Origin of the sequence: Flavobacterium terrae (genome assembly GCF_900142035.1) — a bacterium.
Lineage (GTDB): Bacteria > Bacteroidota > Bacteroidia > Flavobacteriales > Flavobacteriaceae > Flavobacterium > Flavobacterium terrae.
This window is the reverse complement of sequence record NZ_FQZI01000004.1, coordinates 76,058-101,710: the sequence shown is the minus strand read 5'-3', so window position 1 is coordinate 101,710 and position 25,653 is coordinate 76,058. Positions and strand designations below refer to the sequence as shown.

General features: G+C 30.2%; 24 protein-coding genes. 20 read left to right on the top strand and 4 right to left on the bottom strand.

Features of this window, described 5'->3' with window-relative positions; all coding sequences use genetic code 11:
* The first annotated feature begins 49 nt into the window (after positions 1-49).
* From BUC09_RS10995 to BUC09_RS10915, 17 genes are all read left to right on the top strand, one after another.
* A complete protein-coding gene (locus BUC09_RS10995; RefSeq protein ID WP_143161913.1) occupies positions 50-1,000 on the top strand; it encodes a hypothetical protein in 951 nt (316 codons plus the stop codon).
* A 26-nt stretch (positions 1,001-1,026) separates the two neighbouring features.
* Positions 1,027-2,853, top strand: a complete 1,827-nt coding sequence (gene asnB / locus BUC09_RS10990; RefSeq protein WP_073311592.1) for an asparagine synthase (glutamine-hydrolyzing) — start codon at positions 1,027-1,029, stop codon at positions 2,851-2,853.
* Positions 2,850-3,962 carry a glycosyltransferase gene (locus tag BUC09_RS10985; RefSeq protein WP_073311590.1) on the top strand — a complete coding sequence of 371 codons (1,113 nt, stop codon included), beginning with the start codon at positions 2,850-2,852 and terminating at the stop codon, positions 3,960-3,962. The genes asnB and BUC09_RS10985 overlap by 4 nt, the downstream gene beginning before the upstream one ends.
* Positions 3,963-5,042, top strand: a complete 1,080-nt coding sequence (locus BUC09_RS10980; RefSeq protein WP_073311589.1) for an acyltransferase family protein — start codon at positions 3,963-3,965, stop codon at positions 5,040-5,042.
* Entirely contained in the window at positions 5,029-6,402 is a 1,374-nt protein-coding gene (locus BUC09_RS10975) for an asparagine synthase-related protein (RefSeq protein ID WP_073311588.1), read from the top strand. The genes BUC09_RS10980 and BUC09_RS10975 overlap by 14 nt, the downstream gene beginning before the upstream one ends.
* Positions 6,399-7,607 (top strand): glycosyltransferase family 4 protein, encoded by a 1,209-nt coding sequence (locus BUC09_RS10970; protein WP_073311587.1) that lies wholly within the window; start codon positions 6,399-6,401, stop codon positions 7,605-7,607. Before BUC09_RS10975 ends, BUC09_RS10970 begins: the two co-directional genes overlap by 4 nt.
* Positions 7,604-8,779 (top strand): glycosyltransferase family 4 protein, encoded by a 1,176-nt coding sequence (locus BUC09_RS10965; protein WP_073311586.1) that lies wholly within the window; start codon positions 7,604-7,606, stop codon positions 8,777-8,779. Before BUC09_RS10970 ends, BUC09_RS10965 begins: the two co-directional genes overlap by 4 nt.
* The gene (locus BUC09_RS10960) at positions 8,766-9,542 is read left to right on the top strand and encodes an FkbM family methyltransferase (RefSeq protein ID WP_073311585.1); all 777 of its coding nucleotides are present in this window, start codon (positions 8,766-8,768) and stop codon (positions 9,540-9,542) included. The genes BUC09_RS10965 and BUC09_RS10960 overlap by 14 nt, the downstream gene beginning before the upstream one ends.
* A 159-nt stretch (positions 9,543-9,701) precedes the next feature.
* A complete protein-coding gene (locus BUC09_RS10955; protein ID WP_073311584.1) occupies positions 9,702-10,763 on the top strand; it encodes an exostosin domain-containing protein in 1,062 nt (353 codons plus the stop codon).
* Complete coding sequence (locus tag BUC09_RS10950) at positions 10,753-12,093, top strand: glycosyltransferase family 2 protein (RefSeq protein ID WP_073311580.1); 1,341 nt, start codon at positions 10,753-10,755, stop codon at positions 12,091-12,093. The genes BUC09_RS10955 and BUC09_RS10950 overlap by 11 nt, the downstream gene beginning before the upstream one ends.
* Positions 12,094-12,104: 11 nt before the next feature.
* Positions 12,105-12,935 (top strand): FkbM family methyltransferase, encoded by an 831-nt coding sequence (locus BUC09_RS10945; protein WP_073311578.1) that lies wholly within the window; start codon positions 12,105-12,107, stop codon positions 12,933-12,935.
* Position 12,936: 1 nt separating this feature from the next.
* Positions 12,937-14,034, top strand: a complete 1,098-nt coding sequence (locus tag BUC09_RS10940) for a glycosyltransferase family 4 protein (RefSeq protein WP_084127221.1) — start codon at positions 12,937-12,939, stop codon at positions 14,032-14,034.
* Positions 14,031-15,164: a glycosyltransferase family 4 protein gene (locus BUC09_RS10935; protein ID WP_073311575.1), complete on the top strand. Its 1,134-nt coding sequence runs from the start codon at positions 14,031-14,033 to the stop codon at positions 15,162-15,164. The genes BUC09_RS10940 and BUC09_RS10935 overlap by 4 nt, the downstream gene beginning before the upstream one ends.
* Positions 15,165-15,710 (top strand): serine acetyltransferase, encoded by a 546-nt coding sequence (locus BUC09_RS10930; protein WP_073311572.1) that lies wholly within the window; start codon positions 15,165-15,167, stop codon positions 15,708-15,710.
* Entirely contained in the window at positions 15,700-17,049 is a 1,350-nt protein-coding gene (locus tag BUC09_RS10925; protein WP_073311568.1) for an O-antigen ligase family protein, read from the top strand. The genes BUC09_RS10930 and BUC09_RS10925 overlap by 11 nt, the downstream gene beginning before the upstream one ends.
* Positions 17,021-18,028: a glycosyltransferase family 4 protein gene (locus BUC09_RS10920; protein ID WP_073311565.1), complete on the top strand. Its 1,008-nt coding sequence runs from the start codon at positions 17,021-17,023 to the stop codon at positions 18,026-18,028. Before BUC09_RS10925 ends, BUC09_RS10920 begins: the two co-directional genes overlap by 29 nt.
* A gap of 65 nt (positions 18,029-18,093) precedes the next feature.
* Positions 18,094-19,488, top strand: a complete 1,395-nt coding sequence (locus tag BUC09_RS10915; protein WP_073311563.1) for an exopolysaccharide biosynthesis polyprenyl glycosylphosphotransferase — start codon at positions 18,094-18,096, stop codon at positions 19,486-19,488.
* Between the two features lie 6 nt (positions 19,489-19,494).
* On the opposite strand, the gene BUC09_RS10910 is transcribed toward BUC09_RS10915, so the two are convergent.
* Together BUC09_RS10910 and BUC09_RS10905 are read right to left on the bottom strand one after the other, a co-directional pair.
* The gene (locus BUC09_RS10910; RefSeq protein ID WP_073311561.1) at positions 19,495-20,613 is read right to left on the bottom strand and encodes a lipoprotein N-acyltransferase Lnb domain-containing protein; all 1,119 of its coding nucleotides are present in this window, start codon (positions 20,611-20,613) and stop codon (positions 19,495-19,497) included.
* An 8-nt stretch (positions 20,614-20,621) separates the two neighbouring features.
* A complete protein-coding gene (locus tag BUC09_RS10905; RefSeq protein WP_143161912.1) occupies positions 20,622-21,698 on the bottom strand; it encodes a putative type IX sorting system protein PorV2 in 1,077 nt (358 codons plus the stop codon).
* A 111-nt stretch (positions 21,699-21,809) separates the two neighbouring features.
* On the opposite strand from BUC09_RS10905, the gene BUC09_RS10900 reads away from it, so the two are divergent.
* The 3 genes from BUC09_RS10900 to BUC09_RS10890 all read left to right on the top strand — a co-directional run bounded on the left by BUC09_RS10900 (position 21,810) and on the right by BUC09_RS10890 (position 24,387).
* Positions 21,810-22,553: a CDP-alcohol phosphatidyltransferase family protein gene (locus BUC09_RS10900; RefSeq protein ID WP_073311558.1), complete on the top strand. Its 744-nt coding sequence runs from the start codon at positions 21,810-21,812 to the stop codon at positions 22,551-22,553.
* A gap of 3 nt (positions 22,554-22,556) precedes the next feature.
* Complete coding sequence (locus BUC09_RS10895; protein WP_073311556.1) at positions 22,557-23,405, top strand: glycoside hydrolase family 25 protein; 849 nt, start codon at positions 22,557-22,559, stop codon at positions 23,403-23,405.
* Between the two features lie 121 nt (positions 23,406-23,526).
* A complete protein-coding gene (locus BUC09_RS10890; RefSeq protein ID WP_073311553.1) occupies positions 23,527-24,387 on the top strand; it encodes a helix-turn-helix domain-containing protein in 861 nt (286 codons plus the stop codon).
* Positions 24,388-24,428: 41 nt separating this feature from the next.
* On the opposite strand, the gene BUC09_RS10885 is transcribed toward BUC09_RS10890, so the two are convergent.
* Both BUC09_RS10885 and lptB read right to left on the bottom strand, forming a co-directional pair.
* Complete coding sequence (locus BUC09_RS10885; RefSeq protein WP_073311550.1) at positions 24,429-24,653, bottom strand: DUF5808 domain-containing protein; 225 nt, start codon at positions 24,651-24,653, stop codon at positions 24,429-24,431.
* A 259-nt stretch (positions 24,654-24,912) separates the two neighbouring features.
* Positions 24,913-25,653, bottom strand: coding sequence for an LPS export ABC transporter ATP-binding protein (gene lptB / locus BUC09_RS10880; RefSeq protein WP_073311813.1), 741 nt, complete (start codon positions 25,651-25,653; stop codon positions 24,913-24,915).

Genomic DNA, 25,653 nt, shown 5'->3' with positions numbered 1-25,653 from the left:
TTAAAATATCATTAAAAAAATGATTGTTAGTGATAAAAATAAAAAAATAATGAAAAAAACAGCAATAGTAATTACTTTAGGGAAACATCACGTTCATTATTGTAAAGCGCTTATAGCGAGCATTGAATTTTTTAATCCTGAACTCCCTATTGTTATTATTAAAGATGGAGTATTCAATACTAAATCACTAGAAAAAAGAAAGAATGTCTCAGTTGTAAATTCTAAAGAAATAAATAAAATACATCAACTGGATTTATATATTCTGCTGAATAAACTGAACATTTTATTTTTGCCTCAAATAGGATTTGATTTTGATTGCTATATTCACCTTGATGCTGATTCTATATTGACTAATCCAATTGAATATGAATTTTTTAATCAAGAATCAGATTTTTTTATCTTACAGGGTAATATAATTAAAAAAAATGATAATGAAAAGATGAATAATCTAGCTCATTATGCTTTTAATCTTTTAGATTTTCCAGAGTATAGTTTTGATGATAACGAATTGTATTTTTTTTCAGCTAGCCATATAGCTATCAATAAAAGAATTATTCCAAAACTAATAGAGCTTTTGAAAAAACATCGTTACGAATTGAATAAAGAATTTATAAACGATAAGAGAATTCGCTTTAACGATCAAGGTTTTTTAAACTTAATGATTAATTATTTGAGCCATATAAAAGAGATAGTAGTTAAAATAAAAGACATGGGAATTTATGGAAAGCAAGCAGCAAAAGATTTTCCAAAATTGACCTTGGAGAATATTAAAAATAAGATAGATACAGAGGTCATGTTTATTCATTACACGGCTCCTTCCAGAAAAGTAACCATGAAGGCACATAATTTTGGAGATTTGTTAGATTACTTTCTAAGATTGTTTTACAACAATGGTTATTTGTTCTATATTGATGAAAATTTAAGATATGCTAGACATTATAGGGATTGGTTTTGGAAAAGAGCTAAAAATAAGCTTAAGCATATTTCAAAAAAAATCTAAAAAACAATATAAATTATAGCTTAAAAATGTGTGGATTTTTAGCCGAATTTAACATACAGAACAACTTAACCAATAAATCTGAATTTAATAGGTTATTGGACTTTTCTCAGAATAGAGGACCAGATTATCAAGGGTATTGGAGCAATTTTTCATCAGTACAATTTGGTTTTAATCGTTTGGCTATCTTGGATTTGTCTTCTGCTGGAGATCAACCTATGACAAGTCCTCATGGAGAATACACTATTGTTTTTAATGGTGAAATATACAATCATAATGAATTAAGAAAGCAACTTACCATCACCAATTTTAAAGGAAGTAGTGATACCGAAACAATTACAGCTTGTTTGGAAGAATGGGGTATCAAAAAAACAATAATGGCTTTAGATGGTATGTTTGCAATTTCAATTTACCATAACCCTTCTAAAACTATTACTTTAGTAAGAGACTTCGCTGGTATTAAACCTTTGTTTTATGGTTGGAATGGTACTACATTAGTAGCTTCGAGTCAGTACGATCAAATTATAGAACATCATAATTACAAATCGAAATCAATCAATTCAAATGTATTAAAATTATATCTTCAACAGCATTTTGTTCCAGCTCCTTTTGGATTGTATGAAGATACATTTCAAGTCAGACCTGGTGAGATGATAACTTTTACAGTTGATGGTAAAAAAGAATATTTCCGTTATTGGGAATTGCCTTCAAACAATTCTTTTTCTATTTCAGATGTTATTACTGCTCAAAAATATATTGCAGATACTTTAGATTCTTGTGTACAAGATCAATTATTAGCAGACGTTCCCTTGGGAGCTTTTTTGTCTGGTGGAGTAGACTCTCCATTAGTTTGTGCTTTTGCAAAAAAATACCAATCTAGCCTGAAGGTTTTTTCCATTGGATCTGATAGTAAAGTACACGATGAGTCGTTTCGCGCTTCTCAATTTGCCAACGCCTTGGAGCTAAAACAAGAGTTATGGAAATTGAATGCTTTGGAAATGAAAAAATATTGGAACGAAGCAACTCAAGTTTTGCATGAACCTTTGGCTGATTTTAGTGTTTTTCCGACTTATTTAGTATCAAAATTAGCAAAGAAAAGTGTAACTGTAGCATTAAGTGGAGATGGTGGAGACGAATTGTTTTTTGGATATGAGCGATTTTGGAGTGTAGGGAAAAATATTAAATATCAACATTATCCTTCAATAATTAAAAAAGGGATTTATGGTTTTGATAAATATGCAACAGGAAATAAAAGAGTAAATAGTGTATTGTTGTCTTCTCATCAAGGAAAGGCTCATGAAAGTTTGCATTCCCGTTTTCGGGAAAACTGGCTTAATCAAGTAGCGCCTGATTTGCAAAATATAACTTTACCTGAGGAATGGGATGTTTATGAGTATCAAAATTGTAAAGATGAAAGAGATTTAATGGCTAAAATGCGTAAAGCTGAGTTTTATGGTATGATGCAAAAAACATTGCGTAAAGTAGATTTGGCTAGCATGGGAAACAGTTTAGAAGTTAGAGTTCCCTTTTTACAAAAAAAAATGATTGAAGCAAGTTTACAAATCGATCCGTTATTGAGTTATGGAAATGGTCAACAAAAACAATTGCTCAAAAATATATTAGCTCAACAAATTCCCACCGTAGTTAGAGAGGAAACAAAAAAAGGGTTTTCAATACCATTGTCTAAATGGATTAGAGAAGATTTAAAAGATACTTTTTCGACAGTTTTGTTAGAAAAGGATTTATCAACTTTTGGTTTTGATAAAAGTGTGGTCGAAAAAATGTTGAGCAAACATTTAAAAGGAGAAGTCGATTTAAAATGGCCTTTGTTTACTTTATACGCTTTATTGAAATGAAAAAAATAAAGATTTTGTATACCATTCCTAATTTCGATACAGCTGGAAGTGGTAAAGCACTTTTGAATTTAGCGTTAGGTTTAGACAAAAATAAATTCGAGCCCCACATTCTATGTCTTCATAATAATGGGATTTTTTTTGAAACAGTAAAAAAGTCAGGTATTCCTATTCATATTTTTGATTATTTACCCAAAGAAAGACCCATTCTAAAAATGTTAAGGGACTGTTGGAAAGTTTCAAGGAAATTAAAAAACATAAATCCAGATATTATTCACAGTTTTCATTACAGTTCTAATTACACCGAAGCTTTATCAGCTAAGATGGGAGGAATTTGTTGGACCTTCACCAAAAAAAATATGAGTTGGGGTGGCAATTCAGCAAACAGTTGGAAATTACGTTCCTTTTTGGCAAAAAAAATCATTGTGCAAAATACAGATATGCTTCGTGAGTTTTATCCAAATAATGTAAAAACTACATTAATACCGAGAGGAGTGGTTTTGGAGAAGTTTCAATCAACTATGCCTATACTTGAGATTAAAACAAAGATGAATACTTTACCTAATCAACGAGTATTAATTTGTGTGGCCAATTTTACACCTGTAAAAGGGATAGAAACCTTAATTAATGCTTTTGCTCAAGTACATAAGAAAAATTCGGATTGGGTTTTGTGGTTGGTTGGAGATAACAATAATGAATACGGTCAAAAACTAATTAATATGGTTAATTTGTTAGGTTTAAAAGAGAAAATTATTTTTTCTGGTAAACAAATGAATGTAACTGACTATCTTAATCATGCAGAACTATTTGTCCTGCCAACTTTAGAAAAAGGGGAAGGTTCTCCAGTAGCTATGTTGGAAGCTATGGCTAATGGTAAAGTCGTTTTAGGAACTGATGTTCCTGGTATAAAAGACCAATTAAAAGATTATCCAAGTCATTTATTTGCCGCAAAAAGCACTCAAGAACTGGCAAGTAAATTAGATAATTACATGATAAAAACGAAAGAGGAATTGAATGAATTAGGAATACAGTTTTATAATTTGGTTAGCAAAAATTACAGTATAGATTTAGAAATTGAAAAACATGAAAAGTTTTATTTTTCTTTAGTTTAAATGAATCAAAATGCAACAAATAATAGAATTCCTTCTTTAGATGGATTAAGGGCTATTTCCATTTTAATGGTGGTTTTTGGCCACGCTTTTCATATAGGAAATTTGAATATTGCAAATTTAGGGGTGCGTATTTTCTTTGTCATTTCAGCGTATTTGATTGTGGGTATTTTACTTCGAGATGTTGATAAAGGCCAATTTTCTATTAAAACTTTTTATTTTAAACGTTTTTCAAGGACTTTCCCAGCTTTTTATTTCTATTTACTAATAGTATATGTTGTGTTGCAATTTCTTGATCTGTTTGAATGGGAACAATTTTGGAGAGCACCTGTATATCTCGAAAATTACCATCCAAGAAGTCTTTGGAATGATAAACAATGGTTTGTTGGGCATACTTGGTCATTAGCGGTTGAAGAGCAGTTTTATGTTCTTATCGCTCTACTTTTTTTATTTCTAAATAAGAAAATTTTATCAAAGCGTCATTTAATTTTAGTGTTTATTTCAATTGTTTTATTAGTTCCATTGATTAGGGTTTCGTACTTGTATTTTACTTTTATTCCTGATATTTTGGCTGGATCAATCCATCGTTCGTTTGAAACAGTTGCTGATTCATTAGCTATTGGAGGTATTATGGCAATCTTTCCTTCACAGAAAATAAAAGCATCAAAATATTTTCTATATTTTAAAAATAAAATAGCAGGGTTAATCCTTATTATTTTATTATGTCAGTTAATGAATAGTTCTTTTGTGGTTTCTCTATTAGGACTTAAGATACGTTATTTGTATAATCTGATAGGACTAACTGTCATTAACAGTTGTATCGGTTTAATTTTATTGTTATCGATTCATTTCCCCTCTGATTCTTTTTTTACAAGATTTTTAAATTGTCGATTTATGGTTGTAATTGGTTTATGGAGTTATTCAATTTACTTATGGCAACAAATTTGGTTGTATTCTTGGGATTTTCCTTTGATTTTTAAATTTATTGGAATATTGATTTGTTCAGTTATTTCGTATTATTGTATAGAAACAAAGTTTTTAGCTTGGCGAGATACTTTTTTAAAAAGAAATGAAAATATTTAAAATACCAATAATTCCTTACAAGTCCACATTTGTTGGTGAGCAAAATACATTGGACTATCAAGCCATTTGTATTTTTGCAGCTACTGGTTTTTTTTTGGATGATGATACTTTTTTTAAAGAGCAAAAGGTATTGCGCCCATCTAACACTTACCAAATAGAAAATAACACAGTTGTCTCTAAAAATACTTATTTTAAATGGCATTATAGTCCAGTTGAAAGACCATTAGATCAAATTGTTCAGGAATTTGCTACTTTATTTGAAACTATTATAAAAGAACAAGTAGGTGATAAAAAAGTCATTTTGCCTTTATCAGGAGGGCTTGATAGCAGAACTCAAGCTGCAGCATTAAATTATTTAAAAATACCTGTTTCTAGTTATAGTTATGAGTTTACTGATGGACATAAAGAAACAAAGTACAGTGAAAAAATTGCTAAAGTCTGTAATTTTCCTTTTTCAAAATGGGAAATCTCTTATGGTTATTTGTGGAATTGTATAGAAGAATTAGCGAAAATTAATGACTGTTATTCGGAGTTTACACATCCTAGACAGATGACATTTTTAGAGAATTATAAAAAAATGGGAGACATTTTTTCTCTTGGGCATTGGGGAGATGTACTCTTTGATGATATGGGAGTGTCTGATGATTTGTCATTCAATGACCAAGTTGAAATAATTATAAAAAAAATAGTTAAAAAAGGAGGAATTGAATTAGCCGAATCTTTATGGAATGAATGGAATTTGGATGGGAGTTTTAAAGATTATCTTAAAAATAGAATTATTACTCTATTGAAAGAGATAGATATACCTCAAAGTGCTAATGCTCAAATAAGAGCTTTTAAAAGTCTCTATTGGGCTCCTCGCTGGACAACTACCAATTTGAGTGTTTTTGAAAATGCAAAACCTATAACTTTGCCTTATTATGATAATAGGATGTGTGAATTTATTTGTTCTGTTCCAGAGCATTATTTATCAGGAAGACAAATTCAAATCGCGTATTTAAAAATGAGAATGCCAGAATTGGCAAAGATTACTTGGCAAGATCATAGGCCATTTAATTTGTATAATTACCATTGGGATAAAAAACCATGGAATATTCCTTATAGAATTTTTAATAAAGTATTCCGAATATTAAAAAACAAGAAAATTGTTCAACGTAATTGGGAATTACAGTTTTTAGGTGAAGAAAACGACAAGCAACTACAAAAATGGCTTTTTGAAAATGAAAAAATGCAAACGATTATTCCTGTGAAATTAATTAACATATTTTATAAAAACTTTCAAAACAAAGATGCAGTAAATTACTCACATCCAGTTAGTATACTTTTAACTTTATCGTTGTTTTTTAAAAATCAAAAGTGAAAGATAATTTAAAAATAGCAATCTATTCTGGAGAAATTCCTAGCACAACTTTTATTGAACGTCTTATTTTAGGATTATCTGATAAAGGTTGCAAAATTTTGTTATTTGGATATGTAACAAAAAAAATAAAATATAAAGAAGGTGTCATTATAAGAGGTTATGCAGACAACCGCTGGTATAAAATGTCTCAGTTTTTGAGATACTCGGTATTACTTTTTTTATTTCGAAATACAGAAAAGAAAAAATTGGATGAATACATTGCAAAAGAAATGAAAAAGAAAACGTTTGCAAAAATGAAGTATTACCCTGTTTTATGGCATAAACCTCATATTTTTCATTTACAATGGACAAAAAGTGTTAAAGATTGGATTTGGGTTCAAGACTTTGGGATAAAACTAGTAGTAAGTCTTCGAGGAACGCATATTACAACAACACCTTTATCAGATTTGAAAGTATCTGAAGAATACAAAAAATACTTCCCAAGAATAGATGGATTTCATGCAGTTTCAGAAGCTCTTAAGAAAGAAGGAGAAAAATATGGAGCAGATTCAAGTAAAATAAAAGTGGTGTATAGTGGCTTGTCTGAGGCAGATTTTGTAGATAAGAAAAGAAATCAAGATAAGGTTTTTAAAATAATTTCAGTAGGAAGAAATCATTGGATAAAAGGCTATTCTTATGCTTTAGACTCCTGTAAAATTCTAAAAGAGAATCAATTCGAATTTGAGTATACCATTATTGGAGCCTCTGGAGCAGAAGAATTAGAGTTTGTTAAGGAAAAGTATAAATTAAGTAAAGAAGTAATATTTACAGGAAACAAATCCTTTAATGAAGTTCAAGAAAGCATTAAAAATGCCGACTTATTGTTATTGCCTAGTATTGAAGAAGGAATTGCTAACACTGTTTTAGAAGCTATGCAGTTGGGAACAATTGTACTTACAACCAATTGTGGAGGTATGTCAGAAGTAATAAAAAATGGAAAAAATGGATTTATAGTTCCAATTCGTGATCCACAAATGATTGCGGAAAGCATCATGAATTTAGCTTCTATGGATCAAAAGAAAAGCGAAGAGATTATCAAAGAAGCTTTTATTACCATACAAAATAATCATTCTGAGAAAAAAATGATCACTGATATGATTTCTTTATATAATGATGTATTAAACAATGCTTATCAAAATAGTAGTCAAGACAAATTAGGAAAATGAAGATTGGATTAGTATTGCCTTCAACTCCAGGTTATTCCGAAACATTCTTTAGGAATAAAATTCTAGGATTGCAACAAAATGGTATTAAAGTTATTCTTTTTGTAAATGATTACAAATCGGATGAATATTTTTTAAACTGCAAAGTTATTAAAGCACCAAGACTTGGTGGCAATAAGTTTAAAGTAGTTTTAAATATTTTTATGCAAGTATTAAAAATGGTTTTAGTAAGTCCAAGAAATAGCTTAAAACTATTTATCCTGAATAAAAAAGACAAACTTTCCACCACTCAAAATGTAAAGCAAGTTATAGCAAATCAGTTTTTGCTAACTGAAAAGTTAGATTGGATCCATTTTGGATTCGGAACAATGACTTTAGGACGTGAAAATGTAGCACAAACCATAGGCGCTAAAATGGCAGTAAGTTTTAGGGGGTTTGATATTGGTATTTATCCTTTAAAACATCCAAACTGCTATAAATCAATGTTTCAAAAAGTAAATAAAATTCATGTAATATCTGATGATTTAGCTAATTTATTATATCAAGAAGGCTTGTCTGAATATAAAAAGATAGTTAAAATTACCCCGGCTATTGATACTCATTTTTTTCTTTCAGAGGCAAAAAAAGAAAATGCAATTTTGCAATTTACAACTATAGCAAGACTACATTGGAAAAAGGGATTGGAAAATACTTTGGAAGCATTGTGCTTACTTAATCAGCAAGGAATTGATTTTAAATATACAATTATTGGAGATGGAGGTGAAAAAGAACGGTTAATATTTGCAGTAAAACAATTGAAATTGACAGAAAAGGTTATTTTTACAGGTAAATTATCATCTGAAAAGGTAAAAAAGCAATTGGAAGCAACCGATATATACATCCAATATAGCCTGCAGGAAGGTTTTTGTAATGCAGTTTTAGAAGCTCAAGCTATGGGGGTGCTTTGTATTGTATCAGATGCTGAGGGACTTTCTGAAAATGTTATAGACAAAGTAACAGGTTTTGTAGTGCCCAAACAGCAACCTAAATTACTATTTAAAAAAATAAAAGAGGTGATTGATTTGGATGATGCCCAAAAGAAAGAATTAAGCCTAAAAGCTATGGAAAGAGTTCAAAATGAGTTTACTATCGAAAAACAGCAACAAGAATTTTTAAATTTTTATGAGGAAAATTAAAAAAATTATTTTACAAATTTTTGCGACTACTTTTTTTCAGCCTTTTTTTGAAAAATTACATTACATAGCGCTTAAAGGAATGAACTATGGTTCTGCAAATAGCCCTTTAGATTCTGGTGAAAAAGCAGTAGTGAAATGGCTTAAAAAGGAGTTGCCACAAAACCCTGTTTTATTTGATGTTGGAGCAAATAACGGGCAGTACTTAGAGATGTTATTAAATGTTTTGCAAGATATAAATCCAATAATCCACTCTTTTGAACCAGATGCAAAGGCATTTCAGAAACTATCTGAAAAATTTGGACATCTAGAACATGTTATTCTAAATAATTTTGCTTTGGGTGATAAAGAAAATACTTCAATACTTTATGTTAGTAAAGATGGAGGTGTTGATTCGAGTTTAATCAAAAGTAATAATCATGATTTTTTAGAATACACCATTCAGGTGAAGACTTTAGATTTATATTGTTTAGAACATTCAATTTCAAAAATAGATTTTCTTAAAATTGATACTGAGGGATATGAAATGAGTGTTTTAAAAGGAGGTATTAATATGATAGAGAAAAAAGGAATTCACAAAATACAACTTGAACACGGCTCAATTCATTCTATAATGGCTGGATCTAGTTTATTTGAATACAATAAAAAACTTTCTGATTTTGATCTTTTCCATGTAAAGCAAAATGGGATATATCCTATTCGATATTCTCCTAAAAATGAAATTTTCTACAATTCTAATTATATTTTTACATTGAAATCAAGATAGAGATTTTATAAATACTATTAAGTAAGATAATGTATTAGAGAAATTATTACCTGTTTTGTTTGATTAGGTCATACCCAATAATTTTTTGTGGAGGACATGAATCGTTTTAAGTGAATCAGAAATAATGAATGTTGTTTTTATTATCAGACAAATAAAAAAATGATTACTAAAGAGATGAAAATTTTTATTGAAGATATTTCATGTGATTTAAAAAATAAAAGAGAACTTTTTATTTTGACACGCCCCTTTTGGACTAATAAAGGATGGAGTAATTCTTCAAAGGAAAGCCCAAATTGGGATGATTTGGAGGATTATTCATTTACTGATAATGTTTTAGAAGCCCAGGTTTATTTCATTCCTCTGCCTATAAATCAATACCCTAAAGAAAAGCTAGATGAGATTAATGAACTATGTCAGAAAAATAAAATAAAAGCATACGGATACATTTCAGGTGATTTTGGAGAAAATTTAGGTAATTACGAGAACATAGTCTTTTTTAGAATGGGAGGCTTTAAATCTCAATTAGGTGATAACAATAAAGGATTTCCTGTGCCACTTTCAGACCATTTTCAAAGACTATTTCATCACGATCACCCAATACCGTCAGATAAAAGTTCAAAACCTATAATAGGTTTTTGTGGTCATGCTTCTCTATCTCAGAAAAAAAGACTCAAAGAAATTTTAAAATGCATAAAAGAGAATTGTCGTCGTTTTTTTAAAAATTATAAGCGCAAAGATTGGGAACCAATGTTTGCATCAGCTTATGAAAGAGCAAAACTTTTACAATTGTTTACAAAATCTTCTTTAATTAAAACAAATTTTATTTTTCGATCACAATATAGAGCTGGTGCACAAACTGAAGAGCAACGAACTAAAACTACTTTAGAATACTATAATAATATTAAAGATTCAGATTATGTTTTGTGTGTTAGAGGGGCAGGTAATTTCTCTGTTCGTTTATATGAAACATTAATGATGGGTAAAATTCCTTTATTTGTGAATACAGACTGCTTACTACCTTTTGAAGATAAGATAGATTGGAAAAAGCATGTTGTTTGGGTGGAATGGAAGGATAGAAAAAATATTCTGCAAAAGGTGATCTCTTTTCATAATCAGTTAACTAATGAGGAGTTTTTAGAGATTCAAATTAATAATAGAAAACTCTGGAAGGAAATACTTTCTGTAAAAGGAATTTTAGAATTAGTGAAAAATGATATTTAATTTTTTAAAATATTTAAAACCTATTTGGTATTTTAATTTAAGACCATCTACAGATTTTTGCTACTTTCCAACAGAGACTCAATTAAAAGAGGCTGGTATAGGTGTCTTAAAAGATGAACGTTATCTAAGTGATGATGCTAAAGTTAGGGATTTGGGCTGGACTGCTTTTCAAAGAGGATTTATTAGTAAGACTAATGAAAAAGGTTTAGATGTTTGGCAAAATATTAAAGTGCCCATTTATGATGAGTATGTTTTTTTACGTAAAAACTTTCATTGGGCTTGGGTTACTTATGTTTTATTTCTTCGAATCATAATGTTACATAATCCGTTTGTAGACATTAAGTCATTTTTGAAAACTAGAAGCGTAAAAAGAGTCGATTTTTCCAAAGATGTTATCATTTCTAATGATTATGAGAATTTTCATAGTCAATTAATTAATTCAAAACCATTTGTGTCAGTAGTTATTCCTACTTTAAATAGATATCAATATTTGAAAGATGTCCTTCGCGATTTAGAAAATCAAACTTATAAAAACTTTGAAGTCATAGTGGTTGATCAAACAGATGATTTTAGAGAAGATTTTTATAAAGGATGGAATCTTGATTTGAAATATTGGTTTCAGGAAGAAAAAGCACTTTGGCGAGCCCGTAATGAAGCAATTCAATCTGCTAAAGGGGATTATATTTTATTGTACGATGATGATTCTTTGATAGAGTCTAATTGGATAGTTGAACATTTAAAAACAATAGATTTTTTTGATGCTGATTTATCATCTGGAGTTTCCATTAGTACTGTTGGTGCCGATGTACCCAAACACTATAGCTATTTTAGATGGAGTGACCAGTTGGATACAGGTAATGTGTTGTTGAAAAAAGAAATTTTTAAAAATATAGGACTATTTGACCGTCAATTCGAAAAGCAAAGAATGGGAGATGGTGAATTTGGGTTAAGAGCATACTTACACGGCTATAAAAACATTTCAAATCCCAAAGCAAAAAGAATTCATCTTAAAGTTGGTGAAGGAGGTCTAAGACAAATGGGGAGTTGGGATGGATGGCGTCCTAAAAAGCTATTTGGACCAAGACCAGTGCCAAGTGTTTTGTATTTGTCGCGTAAATATTTTGGCAACAAATTCTCAATATTTTATATTTTTAGTGCTATTTTACCTTCATTAATCCCATATAAGTTTAAAGGAAATAAATTTTTAAAAGGATTATCATTTTTATTAATACCTTTTCTTTTACCTTTAGTTATTTATCAAGTTGGAAAGTCATGGAATTTTTCAACCAAAAAAATTATTGAAGGTGAAAAAATTGAAAGTTATATATAAGTTTTTTTGAGATGCTGAAAAAAATAAAAAAAGTAATAGGGTATTATATCAACAGAGAGGATAGTGGTTACCATAATTTTAATATTTCTGGAGTGACTTTAAGAGGAATTAAAGGAACAAACAGAAAAAAAGTTGATCAAGATGATGCCTGGTTTTTTGAGCTTGCAAAAAACGCTGAACATATTTTCGATTTGGGCTCTAATATTGGATATATGTCTTTGTTGGCTGCCATACAAAAAAATAATAAAAGCATTTTATTGGTAGATCCTAACCCCGAAGCTCTAGCCAGAGCAGCACAAAATATGATAGTAAATGGCTTTGGGCATAAAACTAAATTTATTTCAGCATTTATTGGAGATGTCGATGGCGAAAAAGTTAAATTTTATACTGTTGGAACTGGTGAAGCCGGAAGTATGTTTTCTGGGCATGCTGAAACAGCGGCTGTCATAAATTCGTTTTATGAAGTAGAAAAACTAACAATTGATACTTTGGTTTCAACCTTAAATTTAGTTCCTGATTTAATTAAAATAGACGTCGAAGGCGCTGAGTTTTTAGCGCTTAACGGAGCAAGTAAAACAGCTTCATTAAGCAAAACTAAATTTTTTATTGAAATGCATTCTCCTCCGGAGTTGCCTATGAAAGAAAACGCACAATTAGTACTTAATTGGTGTTCGCAAAACAATTATAAAGCTTACTATTTAAAAGACGCAGTTCAACTTAAAGAAGCCGATGTCATAGCAAGCAGAGGTAAATGTCATTTGTTATTATTGCCAAAAGATGAGGGATATCCTGAGCGCTTAAGGAATATAAAACAAGGAGATTCTCTTCCTAAAATGATTTAATTTGATACAAAAGATTGTTTTAATTACTTCTGAATTTCCACCTTTACCAGGAGGAATAGGAAATCATGCTTTTAACTTGGTAAATCAACTAGTTGCTAAAGGTTTTGAAGTTACGGTTTGTACAGATCAACGATCCAAAAATCTTCAAGAAGATTTGCAGTTTGATAATGAATTGCCTTTTTTTGTTAAGAGGATAAAACGTTATAGAATTGTTTTTGTGACTTATTTTATGAGGTTAGTAGTGTTTTTTGCTGAAGTAAAAAATAAAGAGACTATCTTATTATCAGGCAAATTTTCGTTGTGGTCAGGAGCGATTCTTAAATTTTTTTTTAGAGAAAAAAGGTTTGTTGGAATTCTTCATGGATCAGAATTGTTAGCAGGAAATAAGTTGCAACAAGCGTTTACAAAATGGAGTTTGAAACAACATGATGATTTAATTGCGGTTTCACATTTTACTAAAAAAATGGCTTTGCAACTTGAAAATTCACTTTCAATTAACGTGATAAATAATGGATTTTCATCACAATTTGAAAATGACATTATACAAACATTAAATGGCTTTCCAAAAATTGTTACTGTGGGTAATGTAACTTATAGAAAAGGTCAGCAAAACATTATTAAGGCACTACCTAATTTGAGAAAAACTTATCCTGATGTTCATTACCACATAATAGGTTTACCAACAGAGAAAAAAAATTTTATTGAATTAGCAGAGCAACTGGACGTTTTAGAATCAATTACATTTCATGGTGCAGTTTCTAACAATGAGTTAAAGGCGATTGTTTCAAGTTGTGATTTGTTTGCAATGCTTAGTCAAAAACTTTCAAATGGTGATTTTGAAGGTTTTGGAATCGCAATTTTAGAAGCGAATGCATTGGGAATACCTGCAATTGGTTCATCAGATAGTGGAATTGCTGATGCTATATCAGATAAGTTTTCAGGTAGATTGGTACTGCCTAATGATCTTGAAAGTATTAACGAAGCAGTTAAAGAGATAATGAAGGATTATGAACAATATTCTGCAAATGCTAAACAATGGTCAAAGCAATTTGAATGGGAAGTCGTTATTGATAAATATCTAGATCTAATTTGTAAATGAAAAGAAAGAAGTTAGTCATTATTTCTCATACAGAGCACTACAAAAAAGAAAACATAATCACTGGATGGGGTGCAACAGTAAATGAAGTTAACTTTTTAGCTGATTTTTGGGACAACATTACTCATGTAGCTTGTTTATATGATCTGAATTCTCCAAAAAGTGCTTTGCCATATATAAAAGATAATATTGAATTTGTTCCAATTCCTCCTTATGGAGGTAAAAGTTTTTGGGATAAACTTTTGATTTTTTTCAAAATTCCAGCAATTATTTTTACAGTTTTAAAGTCAATTAAAGGAGCTACTGAAGTTCAGTTGAGACTACCTACAAGTATTGGGATATTTTTGTTGCCTCTTTTTTCAATTTTAGCTTTTAGAAAGTTTACTTTTTGGGTTAAGTATGCTGGAAATTGGGAACAAATTAATGCTCCTTTGTCTTACAGATTTCAAAAATGGTGGCTGGTCCAAAATTTTTTCAAAAGCAAAGTAACGATAAATGGATTTTGGGATAAGCAACCAAAAAACTGTATTTCTTTTGAAAATCCATGCCTTAATCAGGATGATTTAAAAAATGGTAAAGAAACAAGTTTGTTAAAAACTTTTAATGGGCCGTTTACATTTTGTTTTATTGGAAGAATTGATGAAGCAAAAGGTATTTTAGAATGTATTGATGCTATAAAAAAAATCAATTTTCACTTGATTGAGAAAGTTCATTTTGTAGGAGATGGAGATTTATTAGCCAAATGTAAAGATGAATTGTCTTGCTTAGAAGATAAAGTTATATTTCATGGTTTCTTGGATAAAACAGGAGTTCATGAAATTTTAAAAATAAGTCATTTTTTGCTTTTGCCTTCAAAATCAGAAGGGTTTCCTAAAGTAATTGCAGAAGCAGCTTGTTACGGTGTTCTATCAATTGCTTCAGACGTAGGTAGTATACCTCATTACATTAATCAATCAAATGGTTTTTTGTGGAATATAAACTCAGTTGAAAAGTATCAGAATGTTTTATTAAAAGCGATTTGTGAGAATTCAGATATTTTGAAAGAAAAGTCAAAAACGGTTTTAAAGTTAGCCGAAAGTTTTACTTTTGATATGTATTACGAAAATTTGGAAAATAAAATTTTAAAGTCTTAAATGGGTGAGCAGTTTTTGTTTTTTTGGCAGGACATTTTAAGAATAATTGGTCGTAAAAAGTATAGATTTTTTGTATTGCTTTTTACACGATCATTTTGGGGATTGTTTTTGTATAGATTTGAAAGAACAGGTTTTCTTATTTTTGGACAATTTTATGGAGTTATAAGACTTCCTTTTATTCCTTTTTTTGCGATCATGCAAAGTTTTTCAAACATTGATATTCACTATAAAGCAAGCATAAAAGGAGGAGTTTTAATTCTACATCCATCAGTTGGGGTTGTTATTTCTGGGAAATCTATTATAGGGAAGCAATTAACTTTAACAGGAGGAAATGTCATTGGGATTAGCTCAACATCAAAAAGTGAAATTTTTGAGATAGGTGATTTCTGTAATTTGGGGGCAAATGCAACAATAATAGGGCCGTTAGTTTTAGGTAATCATATTACAATAGGAGCGTCTTCTTGTGTGGTTAAAAGTTTTGAGCAAGATAACTTAATTCTGGCAGGCGTTCCAGCAAAAAAAATTGTTAAAGCTAATGGAAAGTAATCCTGAAAAAAAATATTATCTATCACTAATAATTATTCATGCTTTAGTTGGTATGATTGTTTTGTGGTTTCGGCCTATTTCTGTTCTTTATGCAACATTAATTTTTGGATTGGGTTGCTATTTTATTGTGAAGAATAAAAACCAAAATAACGAGGCTTTGTTTTGGGCCGCATATGTAGTTGGTGCTGAGGTTTTCTTGAGAATGACTAAGGGTAATATAGGAAATGAGTATGCAAAATATTGTGTTATAGTTTTTATGTTATTGGGGCTATATTTTAAAGGTACTTCAAAGAAAGCGATGCCTATTTTGACATACTTAATTCTTTTAATTCCAGGTGTTATTATAGGAATTTTAAACCTTAGTTTTGATGCAAATATTAGAAAAGCGATAGTATTCAATTTGTTGGGGCCAATTTGTTTAGCAATTGCTTCAATTAGTCTGGCGGGTAAGCCAGTCAGTTTGAAAGATGTTGATAAGTTGACAAGATGGATGTTATATCCTATTGCAGCAATGTTAGTATACATTTTTTTATTTAATCCAAGTGTTAGAGAGGTCGTTACAGGGACCGATTCTAATTCTGCAACATCTGGGGGGTTTGGTCCTAACCAAGTATCTACAGTTTTAGGATTGGGAATGTTCTTAGTTTTTGTCAGAATAGTTTTTTTTTCAAAAAAAATACAACTTATACTATTTAATCTATTCTTCTTGTTGGCATTAAGCTATAGAGGTGTTTTAACCTTTTCAAGAGGAGGTGTTTACACAGGAATGGCTATGATTGCAATTTTAATATTAGCAATTTATCCTTTTATATCGCTTAAAGGCAAATTCAAGGTTAATTTACTTGGAGGATTGTTGATTTTTGGTGGTTTTTTGGTTTTTGGTTATAGTATTTCACAAACTGGAGGTTTAATTTTGAACAGATATAAAGGAGAAGATGCTTTAGGAAGAGAAAAGGCAAGCAAATTTTCAGGAAGAGAAGAAATTGCTGCCAGTGAAATTCAAATGTTTTTTGAGAATCCTATTTTGGGTGTTGGTGTTGGTAAAAATAAAGAATATCGTGAGGAAATGACTGGTATTAAAGCTGCTTCACATAATGAAATTTCAAGAATGTTGGCAGAACATGGGTCTCTAGGTGTAATTTGTTTATTGATTTTATTAATCACTCCTTTGGTTTTTTACTTTAATAATAAACAGCATATTTTTTTATTGTCTTTTTTTATTTTTTGGCTTCTTACAATTAATCACGCAGCTATGCGTATTGCTGCGCCAGCTTTTATATATGCACTCACTCTTTTAAAACTAACTATCGTTGAAAAGCCTACTTTACATAGGGAATAAGTTGACCAATACGGGTCTTAATGCGACAACGATTGATACTTTAAGCAAAAAATTGCAAGAAGAAGGTTTCTCAATTACTACTACTTCATCTAAGAAAAATCAAATCGTAAGGTTATTTGATATGATGTTTTCAGTTTTGAAAAATTATAAAGTAAATTATGTTTTGATTGATACATATAGTACTTCTGCTTTTTGGTATGCTTTTTTTGTAAGTCAATTGTGTAGATTTTTGAAGATTAAATACATTCCAATATTGCACGGTGGTAATCTTCCTTTTCGATTGGATAATAGTCCAAAACTCACAAAAATGATTTTTAATAACTCCCATATAAATGTCGCCCCTTCAAATTATTTGTTGAGTGAATTTAAAAAAAGAGGATTTGAAAACACAATTCACATTCCGAATAGTATTGATGTCAGTAATTATGCTTTTAAATTAAGAGATAAAATTACACCTAAACTGCTTTGGGTTAGAGCATTTGCATCTATTTACAATCCGAAAATGTCTATTGATGTCTTAAGTAAAATAAAGATAAATTATCCAGAAGCTACACTTTGTATGGTTGGTCCTGATAAGGATGGTTCCTTAGAAGCAACCAAAAAATATGCTAATGAATTGAAATTAGATGTAGACTTTACTGGTAAATTAACAAAGGAAAAATGGTGTAAATTAGCATCTAGTTATGATATTTTTATTAATACCACTAATTTTGATAATACACCTGTAAGCGTTATTGAGGCTATGTCTTTGGGATTGCCTATTGTTTCTACTAATGTAGGAGGTTTACCTTATTTAATTGAAAATAATAATACAGGACTTTTGGTAGATGCAAATAATGTTGAAAAAATGGTTGAAGCCGTAGAAAAGTTATTACAGGATGTTGAATTAACTCACAGACTTTCGAATAATGCGCGATTAATGGCAGAAAAGTTCGATTGGAGTCAAGTTAAAAAAGAGTGGATAAATGTTTTAAAGTAATTGATATTTTAAAATAATTTGCTGTTATTTGGGTATAATAATCTTGATCTCCTAAGCCCTTAAATATGAGCCAACATAAACAAATACATTTTGAAGTTTCTGAAAGAAAAGTACTTCTCAGACTTTTTGATGTAATTGTTGTTTTACTATTCTTGCATTTTTTAGGAGGTTTTTTCGAATTCCATTATTTCACAATCTCTTCTGAAAATTTTTACTGGACAATTGTATTGTCTTTTTATATTCTCTTTTTTGGAACTGTATTTGAAATGTACAATTTGCAAGTGGCAAGTAACCAGTACCAAATATTAAGAAGTATTGTTTTAACCTCTTCTTTAACCGTTTTAGTTTATCTTTTAACTCCAATTTTAACTCCTGTTTTGCCTGAGAATAGACTGCAAATAGTCATGTTTTATTTTGCTATTCTTTTTTCGCTTTTTTGTTGGAGGATGATATATGTGAAATTTCTAGCTTCAACACGTTTTGTTAAAAGTGTAATTTTGGTATGTGATAAGGCTGAATTAGATGAATTAGTTAAAGGAATTCAAAATGTTGATCCACATTATAAAATTGTTGGTTATGTTAATCTAGAAGTTAATCAGACTAAAGGTGTTGCATACAAGCAAATCAAATCTATCGAATTGAATCAGATAGATTATTTTTTAGAAACAAATTTCGTTTCTGAAATTGTAATTGCATCCCAAAAAACAGAAAGTATTACTGTTGATTTGTATAATAAGCTTATCAATCTTTTAGAAAAAGGGTTTATGATTCGTGAATATACTCAAGTATATGAAAATATAACCCATAGAATACCTGTTCAGTACGTAGAAAAAGATTTCTATAAATACTTTCCTTTCTCAAGAAGCAATCATAATAAATTGTATATAAGTGTTGTAAGGTTTTTAGAGATACTTATTTCGTTATTAGGATTAGGTGTAGGGGTTTTAATTTTGCCTTTTATTTTAGTTGGAAATATGATTGGGAATAGAGGTCCATTATTCTATACACAAGAAAGGGTGGGTAAAAATGGCCAAGTTTTTAAAATATATAAACTAAGGTCTATGATAGTTAATGCCGAGTCAGATGGAGCGGTTTTTGCAACAGTTGGAGACAGTAGAGTTACAATGTTTGGTAAGTTTCTAAGAAAGTCTAGGCTTGATGAGGTGCCTCAGTTTATTAATGTTCTCAAAGGAGATATGGCTGTAATTGGTCCAAGACCGGAACGACCAGTATTTGTTAAAGAAATTGCAGCAATGATGCCTTTTTATGAAACAAGACATGTAGTTAAACCTGGTTTAACAGGATGGGCACAAGTGAATTATTCTTATGGTGAAACCTTACAGGATAGTTTGATAAAATTACAATACGATTTATATTATATCAAGCATCGTAGTTTGTTTCTTGATTTAAATATAACTGTAAAAACTATTAGTACCGTTTTATTCTATAGAGGGCAATAAAAAGCTTTATTCTTTATTAGTTTTCGTTTTAAAATATAATCTCAATAAAATTATTGTTGAAGTGAACAAGATTGGTAAAATCATTATAAGATGTGCCTTATTAATCATATACAACACATAAGCTCCTAAACAAATCAAACAGATAAGACTTACTTTTTTGATAGCTTTTAAGTTGTTTTTGACTAACGAATAAGCTAAAATTAAAAACAAAGGATTAAATAATAAAACATTATAGTTCCAAAGTACTTCACGATGTAAGGAATAAAGTCCAACCAAACAGAAAAATAATCCAATAAGTCCAAAAACGCTCAAAAATAGAATATTTGTTGCCTTTTTATTTAAAATTGCAAACGGAAGAAGGAAAACGATTAAAGCATAAGAGCTGTTCCAAAAATCAAATTCATTTTCTTCTGGAGAAGCTTGGAATAATGTCTCAATTTTTCCTACTAATGGCTTTCTTTGATATGAAGTTTTTTCTAAAACTTTCATCAAATCTAAAGGTAAAAACAAAACCTTGGCTTGTTCGTCAGGACGATGACCAAAAATAATGTTGATTCCTAAATTTAACCAATACTGTTTTTCTTGGTAAGGAAATAAAACATCACGATAGCTTTCGTTTTTGTGTAAAGTGTTTTTTATAGGTTTGTTTTGTAATACCTCATTTACGACATCAAGTACTTTGGTAGTGCAATTTCGATCAATAAATTTGTAAGTGTAAAATTTATCTTCAGAAAAAATAGATTTATTAAGCTTTTCAAACAGTTCTTGCTTTTCAGATAGTGAAATATTTAAGAATTGCTCGTAAATGCTTCTGTTCTCTTGTTGGTAACTATATTCAAAATCAGCATAAGGATAAGCTGCTGCATAATATTGAAGATCCCCTTTAACGAATTTTAATATAAAATTTTCAGTTCTAAAATCGAACATACCATAATTCCATACGTAATCAAAATTGTTTTTTACATCCTTGATTCTAATGGCTGTATGACCATATAGTGTATGTGATTCGTTAGCAACATCAACGGTAAGAATGCTGATTTTTGTTTCGGGAGTTATGGGGTTAAATTGTGAAAAAGCAATAATACTGTTCAGTAAAATAATAAAATGCAGTAACTGTTTTTTCATGATTAATTTTATCTAAAAATGGATAAATCTACTTTTAGTGAGAATACATTTGAATATAAAGCCGAAGCTTGGTTTCCTAAATCGGTTAATGCATAATCAACCGAAATGCCTTTGTAATGAAATCCTAAACCTATATTAGGTTGAAAGCTTACTTTTTCTGATCCGCTGATTTGTAATGTATTTTGAAAATTTCCAACGCCAGCTCTAGCAAAAGCCAAATTATTATACCCAAATTCGAATCCTACAGCAGGGGAGATACTTACAAAACTTGTAGAAATGATATCATTGGTTTGTTGGAATTGCATATTCAAATTAGCAGACGCTAAAAGACTCATGTCATTGTGAAAATCAAATTTTCTTGCCGCACCCAGTTGAGCTTTAGGTAATGTTATTTCGCTATTTTCTGGTAAGTCTTGATTTTGTAGTGGACTTTGAGTTTGAGCATCTTTAATTTTTTGGAATTCTTCTTCGTTAATGTTCCAAATGTTGTAAGTTGTTGTTACATCGCGAATCATTAGTCCAAATTGCCAATCGTTTTTTTGAAATTGTAATCCAATATCAAATCCAAATCCCCAAGAACTAGCAAAATCTCCAATAATTCTTCGAATAACTTTAGCATTAACACCATATTGAAATCCTTGAATTGGAAGTTCTCTTGCGTATGAAAAAGTTACACCATAATCGGCAGTAGAAAACAAACTGATTCGATTATAATCAATATTGCCGTTAGAATCTATAAGTTGGGTTGTATTTAGGATGTCATCTACCCCAAAACGAATAATATGAGCACCCCAAGCACTTCTGTCATCAATTTTTTTAGCAAAACCAGCATAATCATACTGAGCAATATTTGCAAAGTAACTGGCATGCATTAAAGCAGCTTCACTATCTTCAATTTTTAATAAACCAGTAGGATTCCAGTATCCAGAATTTACATCGCCACTGTGAGCAACCATGGCATTAGACATACCAAAGGCACGTGCATCTACTCCTATATTCATGAATTCATTAGAATACTTTCGTATAGTTTGTGAATGGACCATCGAGAAGGTCATTAAAAATGCAAATAAGACTAGTTTTTTCAAGAGGAAAATAGTTTCAGCAAAGATTAAATAAAAATCTGATATATTAAACTCTGTTCTATATAAAGTTATTGTGTTAAATTTGCTTTCTTACATATAAACTTAATAGTACTAATGGATATTAAAAAGCACATTCCCAACATTATAACATTACTTAATCTTTTTTGTGGTTGTATTGCATTAGTTTTTGCGTTTCAAAAACAGTTTGAATTAACATTCTTATTCGTGAGTTTGGGGATATTTTTTGATTTTTTTGATGGTTTTTTTGCTAGAATGTTTAAGGTGCAGAGTGAATTAGGGTTACAATTAGATTCATTAGCTGATATGGTAACGAGCGGAGTAGTGCCAGGCTTTGTGATGTTTCAACTTATGTTAAATTCTTTTGGAGCTGATAAAGTTATAGATGTAAATTCTTGGGATAATTCTGTGATGATAATTCCTTTTTTAGGATTTATAATTACACTTGGTGCTTGTTTTAGATTGGCTAATTTCAACATAGATACTCGTCAAACAGATTCTTTTATAGGATTGCCAACTCCAGCAAATGCTTTGTTTATTTTGAGCTTACCTCTTGTGATTGAGTACTCAGGAATTGATTTTGTATCGGAGTCATTACAATCTATTAAGGTTCTTTTGGTAATTACAATTTTAAGTGCATATGTAATGAATGCAGAAATCCCTTTGTTTTCGCTTAAAATCAAAAACTTTTCATTTCAGAAAAATGCTTTACAAATTTTCTTTTTAGCTGTTTCGATTGTATTTCTTTTAGTTTTTAAATATTTAGGCGTTCCGTTGATTATTCTCTTTTATGTTTTATTATCGGTAATCAATAATGTATTTGTTAAAAAGGAAAAGTAATCTATGCCTGTAAAAAAAGTTGCTGTTAAAAGACCACCAGCTAAAAAAGGTGGTAAGACTACAGCTAAGAAACCCTCTTTTTTTTCTAGTTCTACTTTTTTTAAACTGATTTTGGTATTCAGTTTAATTGTCGTGATTTACAGTCAGCGTGATGTTTTAGCATATTATTTAGGTTTTAAAACAGATAAAATCTTCTTTGAACCACGAGAAGTAACTGTAAATAAAGTACTTGATGCTCATATTGAGAAATCATTTGGAATAGACATATCTGAATATCAGGATAAAATTAATTGGGATAAGGTTAAAGAAATAGATGGCGGTTATCCAATAGAGTATGTGTTTGTTCGTGCTTCTATAGGAAATGAAAGAGCCGATAAAAAGTTCAAAAAATATTGGAAGAAAGCCAAAGAAAAAGGATTTGTTTGTGGAGCCTATCATTATTATCGTCCCAATGAAAATTCTATTGAACAAGCAGATAATTTTATTAAACAGGTTACTCTAGTTGAAGGAGATTTTCCGCCAGTCCTTGATATTGAAAAGTTACCTAAAACACAATCAATTGAACGTTTAAAAATAGGGTTGAAGAGATGGCTTGAGAAAGTTGAAGCACATTATGGTGTTAAGCCTATTATTTATAGTAGCGAAAGTTATTACGAGGATTTTTTAAAGGATGATTTTGAGGAATATCCTTTTTGGATTGCAAACTACACCGCTTTTTATAAAGATATAGATGACGAATGGTCTATCTGGCAACTTACAGAAAACGGTTGTGTACCTGGAATAAAAGGTCCAGTAGATGTAAATATCTACAATGGAACTTCTGTCGAAATGAAAGAATTGTTACTGAAATAGTTTTTTAATCATCTGTAAATCAATTTATTTTTTAAATGGCGTAAGAATGTCATAGCTAATTAATGGTAAAGTTTTGGGGTGTTTTTTAGAAGTTATTATTCTTGCAGTACAAATTTGAATTATGAATCAACCAGAATTAGGGAAAAAAATTTTAGAGTTAAGACTTTCAAAAGGATTAACACAAAATGAACTTGCAGATAAATGTAATGTAAGTTTACGTACTATTCAGCGAATTGAATTGGCTGAAGTGACTCCTCGTAGTTTTACTGTAAAATCTATTTTCTCTGTTTTAGAATATGATTTTTATAATTCAAATTTTCCAATTGTAAATGAAAAGATGTCGTCAAATACAAATTGGGTAAAAGATTTATTTAATTTAAAGAAAAACACAATGAAAAAATTATCAGTATTGTCTATTGTCTTAATTGTTGCTACAGTTTTTTTGACAAGAAGTGAAAGTCAAGCGCAAAATGTTAATGGATGGTTTAAAACAGGTAGTAAGCCGAAGAGTTATGAAACAGTACTTAATAGCTCTAAAAGTAAAACAGGAAAAAAATGTGCATACATAATGTCTATTGAGGATAATATTGAGGGTTTTGGCACATTGATGCAAACTTGTGAATCTAGATTTTATTTGGGTAAAAGAATTAAAATGACAGGTTACGTAAAGACTGAAAATGTTAAAAATTGGTCTGGAATGTGGCTGAGAGTTGATGGAGTTACTGATCAAGGTAAACGTAAAACGTTAAGTTTTGATAACATGTTTAATCGAAGTCTGAAAGGTGATAATGATTGGGTAAAATGCGAAATTATCTTAAATGTTCCAAAAGATAGTAAAACATTAAACTATGGTGTATTGTTAAATGGGACAGGGGAAGTTTATTTTGATAGAGTTTCTTTTGAAATATTAGGAGATATCTCTGAAGATACTACAGAAAAGAAAATGTTGGAAAAACCCGCAAACATTGATTTTGAAGAATAATAAAAAAGAGGGCGCTATTGTGTGCCCTCTTTTTTATTGTTTTAGTGTTCTTTTGGTAAAAATACCATCATTAGAATGATAATAATTGTTAGGCCAGCAAAAATTCCAATGCCTTTTTTATTAGCAAAATTTACGGTCCAACCCATCCATTCAATTCTTTTATTAACCCATCCTCTTGGGTCTTCAGGATTGTAATAAATTCCTCCCCATTTCCAATTTTTAGGGTCGTTGTGCCATTTTTCGATTTGTTCTTTCGTAGGTTGCATTAAAATAGATAGGGTATTATGTTTGTTAGAATTGCTAAAAAATAATATTCATATTTGAAATTTGTTCGATGGGCTTTAACAATAAAAAAAAGAGTTAAAAGAATTCTGCTAAACCAGTAAAATAAAAAGAACATAGGTAATGCAAAATTGCATCCACCTTGTTCATTATCGGATGGTAAAAAGCAACAATAGAGCAAATACATAAAAGTGTAAAATGAAATTATTGCTAATTCTTCAAAATGTCTTTTGCAAAAATCCATTAAAACTCAATCTTAGTTCTTCTTAATTCGAAGTTTTGACCAAGATATACACGGCGTACCATTTCATCTTCCACTAATTCTTCAGGAACTCCGGCTTTAAGGATTCCGCCTTCAAACATTAAGTAGGTTTTATCAGTGATGGCAAGAGTTTCTTGTACGTTGTGGTCAGTAATTAAAATCCCGATGTTCTTGTTTTTAAGTTTAGCTACAATACGCTGAATATCTTCTACAGCAACAGGGTCAACTCCTGCAAAAGGTTCGTCAAGTAAGATGAATTTAGGGTCTGTTGCCAAACAGCGAGCAATTTCAGTACGACGACGTTCACCACCTGAAAGTAAATCACCTCTATTGGTACGAATATGACCTAATGAAAACTCATCAATCAAAGCTTCCATTTTAGCTTCTTGTTCTTGCTTACTCAAGTTTGTTAACTGAAGCACGCTCAAAATGTTTTCCTCGATAGTCATTTTTCTAAAAACAGAAGCTTCTTGAGCAAGATAACCAATTCCGTTTTGAGCGCGTTTGTACATTGGAAAATCCGTAATATTCATGTCATCAAGATAGATGTTACCTGAATTTGGTTTTACCAATCCCACAATCATATAAAAAGAAGTTGTTTTTCCTGCTCCATTTGGGCCCAATAAACCAACAATTTCTCCTTGGTTTACTTCTACCGAAATCCCTTTTACAACCGTTCTTTTTTTGTAGGTTTTGATTAAATTATCTGCTCTTAATATCAT